Genomic DNA, 11850 nt, shown 5'->3' with positions numbered 1-11850 from the left:
AAGAGGCCGAGCGGCCTGAACGAGAAGATACTGGAGGCGGTTCTCATGGCCCATGATTTTGGCGCAACGTACAGCGAGATGGAAAGCGCCGCGGCGCGACTTCGTGACGGACGCAGCTCTGTCACCGACACGCTCAAGGAGCTGCAGGGCGTCATCGACGACCTCGTGCAGGACGGCTTCAAGACCGAGAACGCGTCCGATGCCTACGCCACGGCGTACGAGGAGCTCACGACGTCGCTCGACGACGCAGCCGAGGCCGTGAACGACATGGCCCAGGCCCTCGACCGGATGGCGGACCAGATCCGCGACACCGACTCGAGCATGGCCGGCGGCGCCTGAACCATCGCGCACAGAGGTCGTGGGGTTGATCGGAAGATCGACCCCACGACCTCTCTCTGTGCAGGGGCGGGTTCGGATCGCCCCGAATAGAATCGATCGGGAAGACGAGGGGAACACGAGCGATGACCGGAACACAGAGCTACTACTGGTACAACCTGACTTCGCAGTCGGTGGTGCGCGCGGACGAGCGTCCCTCGGAGGACGTCATCGGACCGTTCGGTTCGCCGGAAGAGGCGGAGGAGTCGCCGGCCATGCTGCTCGAGCATGCCCGCGCCTGGCTCGAGAGCGAGGAGAGCGAGCCGTTCCGCGCGCTGGTCGAAGAAGAAGACGGCACCGATCTCGCGTGACGGACGGCTCATGAGGGGGGTTCGCCGCGTCGCGGCACCGATCGCCGTGCTGCTCGCGGTGGGCCTGGCCGCCTGCACGCCGGCCTTGCCGGAGACGGTCGTGCCGGACACGAAGATCACCGTGGGCTGGACGGGCGCGTTCACCTCGGCGAATGCGGCGGCATCCCCCACTCCGGGCAACGTCGACATCGCGGAGACGATCCGCGGCGACTTCGGCGATCTGGTGGACGGCGAGTTCGTGGCGGATGAGGGTTTCGGCACGGTCACGATCGTCTCCGACGACCCGTTCACCGTGCGGTACGACCTCGCCGAGCCGGTCTGGTCGGACGACATCCCCCTCGACGCCGCCGATCTGCTGCTCGGGTGGGCGGGCGCGGCCGGATATTTCGACGACGCGGAGGATGCTGACGGCGAGGATGCCGCTGCCGATGAGGACCCCGTCGAGACGGCAGTGCCCGCGCTCGACGAGTTCGCCCGCGCGATCGAGGTGACCTCGCCGCAGCCGATCATCGGATGGCAGCAGGCCGTCACCGCACCGGTGCCCGCTCACGTCGTCGGGCACCGGGCGTTCGGCACCGACGACCCCATGGAGGCGAAGCAGGCCGTCATCCGCGCGATCCAGGACGGCGACGACGACGCCCTCGCGAAGATCGCCGTGGTGTGGAACGAGGACTTCGAGGTCGGGAAGGACGGGAAGCTCGCGGCGGACCTGCTGCTCTCGAGCGGACCCTTCCGGGTCGACAGCTTCAGCGACGACGGCGACGGCCAGAGCGTGGCGCTCGTGCCCAACCCGTCGTATCGGGGCCTCGTGACGCCGAAGGTCGCGCGCATCGAGCTCGTGCCGGCCGGCGACCTGCCCGAGGCGGAGGTCGGCGAGCGGCTGAACGTGGCGCAGGTCGCCCCCACCACGGCCAACCGCGAGATCATCCGGCAGCTCGAGCGCCAGGACTTCACGGTCGACACGCGGCACGACGGCACCCTCTGGGCGCTGATGCTGGACCCGACCGGACTCTTCACAGAGCCGCAGGCCCGGGCCGCCTTCCTCCGTGCGATACCGGCGACGTCGCTCACCGAGCGGGGCTCAGGGGTGTGGGCGACCGCCTACACAGGCACCACGTCGATGGTGACCGCGCCGGGGTCCCGCGCCTACGACATCGTCAGCGAGGATTCCGGCTTCGCCGCCGCGCTCGGCACGCCCGCTGATGACGCCGCGCTGGAGCGCGAGAGCGCCGGGATCGCCGCGGGATCGTCGGTATGCGTGCTGTACGACACCGGGAGCGAGTTCGCCACCGGGGCCTTCGTCGCCCTGGGTGAAGTCGCCGCGGAGGCCGGCTGGAGCATTGCCGACTGCGGCAGCTCGGACTTCGACGCCGCGCTCGCGGCGGGTGCCTGGGATGCCGTGATCGCCCGCGTGCCGGTGCCGCAGACCCCGGAGCAGATCCTCGATCAGTGGGGCAGCCAGGGGGCGGCATCCGTCACCGGGAACGTCGACCCCGACCGTGATGCGCTGATCGCGGAGCTCGCGCAGACCACAGACGTGTACGAAGCGAGAGACCTTCTCGCGCAGATCGAGGCGACCATCGTCCGCGCTGCCGTCGCGCTGCCCATCGCGATGAACCCCCGGGCGACGATCATCGATCGTTCTGTGACGGGAATCGCGCCGCGAACCGGTGCCGCGGCCCCCCTCACCTACGGCGTCTCGCAGTGGGAGTCGGTTCCGTGAGCCCGGCACAGTGGGTTGTTCTCCCCATCGCGACCATGCGGTCGCGACTCGTAGAGTCATCTGTGGAGGTGTCGCTGTGGGAATGATGTTGCCGAATGAGCTTGTCTGGGTGATGGAGAAGCTGGGTTTCGAGTGGCCGGATATCGATGAGGATGAGGTGCGTAAGGGTGCGACCCTGGTGCGGAACTTCGGGTCGGATCTGGAGGATGTGATCCAGGCGGTGGACCGTCAGGTGAACGGTGACCTGGGTGGGGCGCTGCGGGGGCAGACGGGTCCGGCGACGATGTCCGCGTGGAACACGAACCGGTCGCAGAACCTGCAGCAGCTGATCGACATCATGCCGCCGGCGGCGACGGCGATGGATGTCGGTGCGGATGCGATCTTCGCGTTGAAGATCAAGGTGATCGTGGATGTGTCGTCGACGTTGATCACGTTGGTGGCGATGTTGACGAACCCGATCACGGCGGCGGGTGCGGGGCCGATGCTGTTGATCAAGAAGAAGCTGTTGAATGCGGCGGTGGATATCGCGGTGGAGCAGTTGTTGAATCAGTTGGCGCCGATGCTGATCGAGCCGATGGCGGAGAAGCTGCCCGCGGTGATCGACGCGATCCTGGATGCGCCGATGGTCGAGGGGAACATCGGGGATTCGGATGAGTTCTATGCGGATCTGCAGGCGTTGGATGATGCGCAGTCGACGATGAAGCTGCACGGGTCTGACATCCAGTCGTTGACGTCGAATTTCTTCAGCGAGTTCGAGGCGTTGGACTTCGGTGGTGATGACTGATGAGTGCGATCAAGCCGATCATCCGCGAGGTGAAGCAGTCGGTGCTGAAGGGCTTCGCGCACGCTAAGGACAAGCTGCACCAGCTCGCCGACAACATCGTCAAGCACGTCGATGACGTGGGCGTCCGCGTCCGGGGCCAGGACAAGTTCGACGGGCCGGGTGGCAACGGTGGTTCTGGGAACTCGAACGGGCAGCCCTACAGCCACGGTGTGCGGTTCTTCGGTGAGGATCAGCTGAAGTACTACACGCGGGAGAACGCGACACTGGGTCGCGAGGGCAGCGCAGTGTTCATGATGCCGTCTGAGGATGCGGTCAACGTGAGCAGCGCCATGGACGCGGCGATCGAGAGCGGGCTCGCTCCCAACGTCACTGAGGCCGCCTTGCGGGGCGAGTCCGTGTACGGCGCTCTGATTCCGGTAGACCATCTCCCTCAGCGACTGCCGACGGCGGAGGATGCCGGGGGATTCGTGCACTACCTGCCCGGCGGGCACACAGCAGTCAACATCGACGGCGTGCACTACCCCAACGCGACCCGTGAGTTCGTCGTAGACGGCGGCGCTCCGCTTCCCCCGGGAACCGTCGTGTTCCAGTTGGGACCGGGCGGCACCTGGGATATTCTGGGCATCTATGGTTGACTCCGACATGCCTGAATCCTCGACTGTCGAAGCGCTGGCACTTCGAGCCCAAAGTGGTGGACAGCCTGAGAATGACGCGTTGATCAATGCGTTCCTCGACGCCGTCGTTGTGGTCCCGAGCGGAAGCGACCCGGGCAAGGGTTCGTTCGAACCCGTGATGGTCGACATCGATGGCACCTCTCACATGCTCGTCTGTGATTCGCTCACCGCGGCTCGCGAGGCCACGGATCTCGCCCCCTTCGCAGTGTCTATGCGGGGCATCGATGTGGTTCGCGGACTGACACCCGGGCATGCGATTCTTCTGCGGACGCCGAAGACCGGCTTCGCCATCGACGAGGCCTTGCTGAACGAGATCCGAGCGCGTTCATGACGCCGAACCCGGCGTACCCGGGTGCATGCGATATCTGCTCGGGCTACTGGGCGACGTACGCGCCGGACGCGCGTGCGGTGACGATCGGCGAGAGCGAAGAGTTCATGGCCGAAGTGCGGCGCTGCCGCTACTGCGGCACCTACTGGGAGGTCGGGGCCTTCAGCTATCCGCAGGTGATCTCTCGGGAGCATGCGCGACGCGAGCTTCCCGACCTTGACGCGCTCGAGCAGGCCCTCGGCATCGATTTCCCTGAACCACCGCAAGAGTCCTCAACCTGACGGGTTGCGGCTCGTTGCAGGAGAAGACGGCGATGACGATCAGGGAGGTGGCAGGGGCGCGAATCGGTCTCGATACTGGGTGGCCGTTCTCGGTGACCAACGATGCGATCGGCCTCAGCTCATGATCCAGAGCCCGCAGACGATCGAGGCGAGCCGAGACGGCGTCGTCCACCAGGCGACGATCGCCTGGCAGCTCACACCGGACTATCGCTGGCTGGTGTCCATCGAGTCCTCGGCATTCGAAGCGTTCGAGGCGCGGGCGAACGACGCGTTCGAGGCGCTCTGTATCGTGCGCGAGCACCTCGAACCTCAGGGATGGCGGCTCGGCGTCGTCGGTGCGCAGATCGACGTCTGGCCCAGCGGCATGGCTCGTGATCAGGGCGGCGGGAAAAGGGCCTACCGGATGACTGGCGACGGTGTTCAGGGCGTGGTGGATACGTTCGCGCCGACGGACCCGGCGACGGTCGCGACGGTCGCTGCGCAGAAGGCCGAGGCTGATCGGTTGTTCGAAGAGATGCGGCACCGCGCTCGAGACGCGTGAAAAGCGGCCCGATACCCGGAGAGTAACTTCCCTCACCCGCAGGAGTGACGATGGCACACGAGGTTCTGACCGTGGGTGACGTGCTCGCCCTGGTCAGCGAAATACGGCCCGCTGCGAATCAGTTGGTGAGGAAGTCGGATGTCGAACTCGGCTTCGTCATCTACGACGCGTTCAGTGTCCGCGGCTTGTACGACGACTACGGCAGCGGCAACTGGGGATTCAGTATTGCTCTGGGCGGAGACGCCGTCGTGTCCACTGTTCTCGGGCGGCGCCTGGGTATTCGCGGCACTCCGGACGAAGTGCGATCGGCTCTCAAAGCCGTCGACGAGTACGCGCGTCTGAGGCTCGGGCCCGAGTATCTCGCCGCGCACGAGGCTGCATACGGCAGCTGATGCCTCGCGCTGATGAATAGCCGGCTCGTGACGGAATCCGTAAAGTGGCGGGAGTTGAGCGAACGGGATACGGACAAGGAAGATCCGCACATGACGATACCCGTCATCGACCTCGCAGATATCCTGAAAGCATGACGGCAGGGTCGCGCGGGATCCAGGTGATGCGCGAAGGGATCGTGCGAGACGCCACTGTGTCGTGGCGGTTCGAGGAGCCCTTCTCCTGGGTCGTGGAGGTACGCGGCTCCGGATTCGGCACGGCCGAAGCACGCGCGGACGATGCGTTCGAGGCGCTCTGTGTCGTACGGGAAGAGCTCGAGCCGTTCGGCTGGCGGATCGGCGTAGCGGGTGCGCAGATCGACGTCTGGCCCAGCGGCATGGCTCGTGATCAGGGCGGCGGTCTGCGCGCGTATCGGATGACGTCCGAGAGCGTGGGGGATCTCGTGGACACGTTCGCGCCGGTGGATCCCGCGTCGGTGACCACGGTGGCCGTGCAGCGGGCGGAGGCCGAGCGGCTGTACGAGGCGATTCGGCATCGGGCGCGAACCGGTGAGGACTGATGAAGAACCTGACCTACGACGGCATCATCGCTGCTGCGGGTGATGTCTCTGTTCCCGCGACTATCGCCGTGGTGCAGGACTTCGATAGCCCGAACGGCAGGGAGTACACGGTCTCGGTCGAGTTCGACCAGCGCGTGTTCACCGGCGTGGGCGCGGACGCGTTCTGGGCCTTCGAGCGAGCGCGTGAACAGTACGAGCCTCTGGGGTGGAGGGTGGCGGTTCAAGGCGCCTCCGTGCATTGCTTTCCCAGCGGAGTGCAGGGCGAGGCCGGCGCCCTCGTGGTGTACAGGCACCCGGAATCGCTTGAAGTTGCGCAACCGGAGCCGGTCGTGACCTTCGCGGCCGCGGCGCTCGACGAGATCGTGACCTTCGCGGAGCAGATGGCAGCGCAACGAGAACGCATCGAGTCCTGGCGTCGATCATCGAACCCCGCATGAGCCTGAGCGAAGCACGCACGATGATGGATGCCACGCTCACTGCCGCGATCATCGCGTACGTCGGATACGGCTCGCGGCGTACGCCGGGAGCCGATGACGCGGCGGTCCTCGCGATGGACGTGCCCGACGCCGAAGCGCTCCTCGGTGAGGTGAAACAGATCGTGACGGCCAGCGACGCCCTGAACATCCGCAGAGAGGCCTTCGGCGATCAGGACAAGTCGACTCTCTTCGGCATCGAATTCGAGAAGATCCGCCCCGGCCTGAGCGCTGAGGCTCTTCGCGCTCTCTCCTGGCGGTGGTCCTACCATGCGTTCTTCTGATCGGGCGGCGGTAGCGTGCAGGACCAGACTCGGCTTGGAAGGAGGAGCGACGGATGCCGCATGACGACATGACCGTTGACGATGTGCTCGACCTGGTTCTCGCGCATCTCCCCGCTGCGACGAAGGCGTACAGGAGGTCGGATGTCGAACTGACCTTCGTCCTGTACGACGCGTTCGCCGTGCGCGGCTCGTACGACGACTACGGCAGCGGTAGCTGGGGATTCGGCATCCTCTTGGGCGGAGACGCGTCGGTGTCCGAGATCCTCGGGCAGCGGCTGTCGATCCGCGGCACTCGGGACCAGGTTCGGGAAGCGCTGAAGGCCATCGACGAGTACGTGCGGTTGCGGCTGGGGAGCGAGTATCTCGCGGCCTACGAGGCCGCGTACGGGGCGAGAGGAACCCAGCCGTGACGGACCAGAACACAGATCTGAGCGAGGCCATCGTGGTCCACCTCACGAACTATCCGGGGAAGAACGAGGCCGCGTTCGAGGCACGGTACGGCTCATCCGGGATGCGCGAGCAGGTACGTGCGATGCTGGACGAGACGATCAGCACCCGGATCGACTGGGCGGGCATGTCCCTCAGCGAGATCGGTGACGAGCTCGAACGCGTGATGCGTGAGAGGCATCCGGAGCTGTCGGATGCCGCGATCACCGGGCTCCGCAACTACTACACGTATCTGGTCAAATGAGGGGAATCGACCGATGAGCGCGATCAAGCCGATCATGCGCGAGGTGAGGCAGGCGGTCCTCTCGGGCATGGCCCACTCGAAGGACAAGCTGCACCAGCTGACCGACAACATGCTCAACCATGTCGATGATGTCGCGAAGCGGGTGCGCGGCCAGGACAAGTTCGAGGGCAGGGACGCGCCGTGGGCGCTGCGTGGCGGATGGGACCGGAACTCGTCGACCCAGCCGGGCGACTACACCCCCGGCGGGCGGTACGACCACGACCACAAGAGCGACCGTCCCGACCCCGAGGACTACCTGAGCAAGGACTACATCGACCGGCACCTCGCGCGGTTCGACAACGGTGCGAGCCGCATCTACGTCTCGGACTCCCTCAACAACTACGGGCCCGCGCAAGCCGACCACGACGCTTTCGTCTTCCCGACCGAAGACCTCGACCGGGTGCTCAACGAGGCGGGGCATGACACCGACAAGCTCGAGGATCTGCTCGGGTTCGACCGGGGATCGCTGCGCGACGACGCCGGCAACCCGCTCCAGATCGAGATCCGCCACTTCTCGCCCGATGAGCTCAACGGGCTCACCGTTCCGTCGGGGCGGGAGAACGGCGCGAATGACAACTGGCTTCCGGGCGGCTATCTTCCGACGGGTGTGCCCGAGGGCGTGATCACGATGCCGGACACCGCCACCGGATCGCGCAACGGCGGCGGCGGCCCGGCATCCTGGCCGGGAACGTTCGGCGGCAACTACGAGCTGCGGTGACCCGCGCCATGATCTTCCGCAAGAAGCAGAGCCCGGCTGACGCCGGCCTTCCGGACGGCACGGTCGCGCTGCATCCGTTCGATGACCGGCTCGGCCGGACAGCGGGGGTGCCGCAGATCAGCGCCCAGGATGCCGAGACGCGATGGGCAGCCGGGGAGGAGATCCATCTGGTCCCTGAGCATGAGGCGGGCGCTGTCGTGCCCTGGTCGCTCACGGCCCGGCGCGGTCGGGACTACGTCGTCAACGAGTACGCCGCCGACGGTCGCCGCGTGCGGAGCGAGCGTTGGGTGCAGGACGGCGATCGGGTGCGGATGGCCGGCGGCGAGGCGCGGTTCGAACAGGACGGCGGTCAGGGCCCGACGGCTTATCAGGTCGAGTGGGACGCGTATCCCGGCGGGGCGATGCGGATCGAGACCATCGCTCCACACGCCGAGGACGACCAGGTGACCGGTTTCCGATCCGCTCCGGAAGCGCGGATCGAGCGGCCGGCCCCCGCGCTCGGCACTGTTCTCGACCTGCGCGACGCCGACGACCTCGACGCTGCGGCTTTCGCGGGTCTCGGCCCTCGGGAAGCTGCCGAGCTCTACGCCCACAGCCGTGCCCGCGGCGCGGCACCGCTCACGACCGAGGACGTGTTCGGCGAGGCGTCGCTGCGCACCGGCGCTGTCGTCCTCGCCTCGGCCCGCCAGATCATCGACATCGTCGACGGGATCCTGCGTCGCGGCACAGCCACCGACGGGGTCGTGGAATCGCGGGTTCCGATGCTGCAGCGCGGGGCGGCGACCATCATCCCGCTCGGTGCGCAGGGCGCGGCCCTGGAGTATCAGGCGGATGTGCGTGCCGAGCTGGTGGAGCTGTCGAGCAGCGTCCGGTGGGCCCTCGAGCACCGCGCAGGGAGTCGGGTGAGCCTGGACCTCGCGGACGCGCCGCCGTCGAGGGAGCGTTCGTATCGATCGCAGCTGGTGACGGCCGGGGCGACGAGTGCCGGCGTCTGGCGGCCGGAGCCGGGTCTCGCCGTGGTTCTCGTCGTCTCGGGCGACCCGGATGCCGGGACGCTCACCCATGCGCTCCACATCGTACCGAGCGGATGGGTGGCATCGCCCGAGACGGCGGAGCGACCCACGGACGAGCCGATCGACATCGCCTGGTCCTGGACTGACGTCGTGGCGTTGGCGTCGTCCCGGTGACCGACGCATGAGCGGTCGCGACCGGCTCAGCGCGCCACCAGCGCCGGATAGTCTGATGAGAAGCCGAGGAGAGGACCGCAGCGCATGTCGATGGCATTCGAGGGGCTGGACGTGAGCGTCGTCCCGCGGGTCTATGGCGCGAACGAGCTCGGGGTGCTCGCGATCACCGCCCCCGGCGAGGCGCACCCTCGTGTCCAGTACGCCGGCGGCGAGCTCTTCGTGGGACTCGACCAGGCGGGGGACCGCGCGGCAGTCACCGAGGGGCAGGCCGAGGGATGGCCGCAGCCGTTCGCCGATGTCGTGGCGTCGGCGGTGGCCACATCGAGCGCCCTCCCGGATGCCGCCGAAGGCCTCGTCGTCATCGAGGATGAGGCCACGGCATCCGCTGTTCTGATCGATCCGTCGCGGCTGGCGGGAGCCCGGATCGCGGGTGCTCCGGTCGTCTTCGGGCTTGCGCGCGATCGCTTCGCGATCGTCGGGGCCGATGACGAGCCCGCTGCCGTGCGGGTGCTCGATCTCGCCGAAGAGCTCTACGACGCGGGAACTCCGCTCGTCAGCGCGCACCCGATCGTGCTCACCGACGACGGCTGGGCGCCGTTCCCGTGGCGCCAGGGGTTCCCGGCGCTCGAGATGCGGTTCGAACGTGTGCTCCGTCTGTTCAGCGTGCGGGCATACGAAGCCCAGACGGCGGCTCTCCAGCGACCGGACGTGCGCTACATCGATCCCAAGATCCGCGTGCTCGACACGGGCGTCACCACCACGTTCGCCGCGTGGCCGAAGGGCGTCGCGTCGTTGCTTCCCGTCGTCGACAACGTCATCATCGCGGACAGCTCCGGCGAAGGCACGCAGCTCAGCGTGGCGACGATGGATCAGTTCCTCGAGGCCGGGGGCGACGCCATCGTCCGCACGGGCCTGTCTCCCCTGCGGTACTTCGTGCCGGGCGACGTGCCCCGCACCTCCTGAAGCGGTCGATGGGCTGATCTCCCCATCGCGTCGGCATCCGCTCCCTGGGTAGCGTCGGGGCCGGAGGTGGTCGCCGTGGGAATGATGCTGCCGGACGAGCTCATCTGGGTGATGGACAAGCTGGGCCTCGAATGGCCCGACATCGATGAGGACGAGGTGCGGAAGGCCGCCGTCTACGTGCGTGCCTACCGCGACGACATGGAGTCGCTCGTGCAGACCGCCGATCGTCGGATCAACGGCGAGCTGGCGTCTGCGATGCGCGGTGAGGCCGGCACGGCGCACGTGACAGGCTGGAACCGCAACCGCTCCGAGAACGTGCAGCAGCTGCTCGACATCCTGGGGCCCGCGGCCGTGGGCATCGACATCGCCGCCGACATCGTGCTCGCGCTGAAGGTGAAGGTGATCGTCGACGTCACCGTCACCCTCGCCCAGCTGATCCCGCTGCTCGCCGCCGGCCCCTTCGGGGCGGGCGGGGCTGCGCTGCTGATCATCGCGCGGAAAAAGCTCTTCTCGATGGCGATGGAGATCACCCTCGAGAAGGTCATCGACGAGGTGCTCCCGCTGGCGATCGAACCCCTCGCCGAGCAGGTCCCCGGGCTGGTCATGGCGCTCATGGACGCGCCCGTGGTGGAGGGGACGGTCGGCGATGTCGACGAGTTCTTCGCCGATCTCGACGCTCTCGATCAGGCGGCGACCGACATGGACGCGCACGCCGCCGACGTGGAAGACCTCACCGACCGGCTGCTCGCCGACATCGCCAACCTGCAGATCTCGGGGGACTGACCCATGACCTTGAAGAAGCTGATGCGAGACCTGGTCGATGCGGTGGACGGTGCAGGGCACGAGTTCAAGCAGGGGTTCTCTAGCGCCTTCCGCAAACGCGGCGGCAAGCACCGTGCGGACGCCGACGTCATCCGCGGGTGGGATCGGCGCAATGTGGACTATGAGCCGCGGCATCGTGGGGACGGCAAGCCGCCCACCTCGCATGCGAAGGACTACGACATCCGCGACGACGTGCGGCGCGGTCTCGAGTCGCTCGGACACGTGCCGAAGCACGCCGACCCCGACTACGACACCGCCCGCGATCTCGGGACCTCGCTGGGCAAGGATGTCCGCGGCCTCCCCGGCGACGTGCTCGACGAGGTGAGGGGCGTGCCGAAGAAGGCACCGAAGCAGCTGGTCGAGGAGCTGTACGAGGACGCGATCGGGCAGGACAGCCCCGACAAGTACGGCGAGACGGCGCAGGGAGACATGCGCTTCCTCGCACCCGCGAGCGAAGCCTCGGATCTCAGTGGCCTGAGCAACAGCGAGCTGGAGGCGCGGTTCGGGCTGGCGCCGGGTTCCCTCGACGGGGCGACCGTCGAGGTCACGTCGATCCCCGGCTCGCGCTTCACGAGCGTCGAGATCGAGCGTCCCGACGGGAGATGATCCTTCCCTGGTCGGGGGAGCGCTGCCCATGGTGGGGATGAGTGACTCCCACGTACAGTCTGTGCAGGAGGTGTCGCTGTGGGAATGATGTTGCCGAATGA

Annotated in this window: 19 protein-coding genes; all 19 read left to right on the top strand. The window is 67.3% G+C overall.

The genetic code is table 11. The features are described 5' to 3' along the window. The first annotated feature begins 45 nt into the window (after positions 1 to 45). The 19 genes from ABD648_RS09750 (at position 46) to ABD648_RS09660 (ending at position 11749) form a co-directional block, all read left to right on the top strand. Positions 46 to 339: a WXG100 family type VII secretion target gene (locus tag ABD648_RS09750; protein ID WP_279303202.1), complete on the top strand. Its 294-nt coding sequence runs from the start codon at positions 46 to 48 to the stop codon at positions 337 to 339. A 122-nt stretch (positions 340 to 461) separates the two neighbouring features. Then, positions 462 to 686 (top strand): hypothetical protein, encoded by a 225-nt coding sequence (locus ABD648_RS09745; protein WP_116634138.1) that lies wholly within the window; start codon positions 462 to 464, stop codon positions 684 to 686. Between the two features lie 10 nt (positions 687 to 696). Beyond that, a complete protein-coding gene (locus tag ABD648_RS09740; protein ID WP_282214756.1) occupies positions 697 to 2409 on the top strand; it encodes an ABC transporter substrate-binding protein in 1713 nt (570 codons plus the stop codon). A 112-nt stretch (positions 2410 to 2521) separates the two neighbouring features. Next, positions 2522 to 3193, top strand: a complete 672-nt coding sequence (locus ABD648_RS09735; RefSeq protein WP_282217535.1) for a WXG100-like domain-containing protein — start codon at positions 2522 to 2524, stop codon at positions 3191 to 3193. Continuing rightward, positions 3193 to 3828 (top strand): hypothetical protein, encoded by a 636-nt coding sequence (locus tag ABD648_RS09730; protein WP_282214755.1) that lies wholly within the window; start codon positions 3193 to 3195, stop codon positions 3826 to 3828. The genes ABD648_RS09735 and ABD648_RS09730 overlap by 1 nt, the downstream gene beginning before the upstream one ends. Continuing rightward, positions 3821 to 4198, top strand: coding sequence for a hypothetical protein (locus ABD648_RS09725; protein WP_282214754.1), 378 nt, complete (start codon positions 3821 to 3823; stop codon positions 4196 to 4198). The genes ABD648_RS09730 and ABD648_RS09725 overlap by 8 nt, the downstream gene beginning before the upstream one ends. Then, complete coding sequence (locus tag ABD648_RS09720; RefSeq protein WP_282214753.1) at positions 4195 to 4476, top strand: hypothetical protein; 282 nt, start codon at positions 4195 to 4197, stop codon at positions 4474 to 4476. Before ABD648_RS09725 ends, ABD648_RS09720 begins: the two co-directional genes overlap by 4 nt. A gap of 121 nt (positions 4477 to 4597) precedes the next feature. Beyond that, entirely contained in the window at positions 4598 to 5017 is a 420-nt protein-coding gene (locus ABD648_RS09715) for a hypothetical protein (protein ID WP_282214752.1), read from the top strand. Between the two features lie 71 nt (positions 5018 to 5088). Continuing rightward, positions 5089 to 5409, top strand: a complete 321-nt coding sequence (locus ABD648_RS09710; RefSeq protein ID WP_344708935.1) for a hypothetical protein — start codon at positions 5089 to 5091, stop codon at positions 5407 to 5409. Between the two features lie 131 nt (positions 5410 to 5540). After that, positions 5541 to 5966 carry a hypothetical protein gene (locus tag ABD648_RS09705; protein WP_282214750.1) on the top strand — a complete coding sequence of 142 codons (426 nt, stop codon included), beginning with the start codon at positions 5541 to 5543 and terminating at the stop codon, positions 5964 to 5966. Next, complete coding sequence (locus ABD648_RS09700) at positions 5966 to 6403, top strand: hypothetical protein (RefSeq protein WP_282214749.1); 438 nt, start codon at positions 5966 to 5968, stop codon at positions 6401 to 6403. Before ABD648_RS09705 ends, ABD648_RS09700 begins: the two co-directional genes overlap by 1 nt. Beyond that, positions 6400 to 6723: a hypothetical protein gene (locus tag ABD648_RS09695; RefSeq protein ID WP_282214748.1), complete on the top strand. Its 324-nt coding sequence runs from the start codon at positions 6400 to 6402 to the stop codon at positions 6721 to 6723. Before ABD648_RS09700 ends, ABD648_RS09695 begins: the two co-directional genes overlap by 4 nt. A 53-nt stretch (positions 6724 to 6776) precedes the next feature. Further along, entirely contained in the window at positions 6777 to 7133 is a 357-nt protein-coding gene (locus tag ABD648_RS09690; protein ID WP_282214747.1) for a hypothetical protein, read from the top strand. After that, complete coding sequence (locus ABD648_RS09685; RefSeq protein ID WP_282214746.1) at positions 7130 to 7414, top strand: hypothetical protein; 285 nt, start codon at positions 7130 to 7132, stop codon at positions 7412 to 7414. The genes ABD648_RS09690 and ABD648_RS09685 overlap by 4 nt, the downstream gene beginning before the upstream one ends. A 13-nt stretch (positions 7415 to 7427) precedes the next feature. Further along, positions 7428 to 8171, top strand: coding sequence for a hypothetical protein (locus ABD648_RS09680; protein ID WP_282214745.1), 744 nt, complete (start codon positions 7428 to 7430; stop codon positions 8169 to 8171). Continuing rightward, a complete protein-coding gene (locus ABD648_RS09675) occupies positions 8168 to 9358 on the top strand; it encodes a hypothetical protein (protein WP_282214744.1) in 1191 nt (396 codons plus the stop codon). The genes ABD648_RS09680 and ABD648_RS09675 overlap by 4 nt, the downstream gene beginning before the upstream one ends. 84 nt (positions 9359 to 9442) lie before the next feature. Then, positions 9443 to 10321: a hypothetical protein gene (locus ABD648_RS09670; protein ID WP_282214743.1), complete on the top strand. Its 879-nt coding sequence runs from the start codon at positions 9443 to 9445 to the stop codon at positions 10319 to 10321. Positions 10322 to 10402: 81 nt separating this feature from the next. Beyond that, on the top strand, positions 10403 to 11104 hold the full coding sequence (locus tag ABD648_RS09665) for a WXG100-like domain-containing protein (RefSeq protein ID WP_282217534.1): 702 nt from the start codon (positions 10403 to 10405) through the stop codon (positions 11102 to 11104). 3 nt (positions 11105 to 11107) lie between these two features. Continuing rightward, on the top strand, positions 11108 to 11749 hold the full coding sequence (locus ABD648_RS09660) for a hypothetical protein (protein ID WP_282214742.1): 642 nt from the start codon (positions 11108 to 11110) through the stop codon (positions 11747 to 11749). Positions 11750 to 11850: the final 101 nt, after the last annotated feature.

It is taken from the genome of Microbacterium luteolum (assembly GCF_039533965.1).
Classification (GTDB): domain Bacteria; phylum Actinomycetota; class Actinomycetes; order Actinomycetales; family Microbacteriaceae; genus Microbacterium; species Microbacterium luteolum.
Note: the sequence above shows the minus strand (reverse complement) of the source record. Positions and strands in the feature narration are given on the sequence as shown.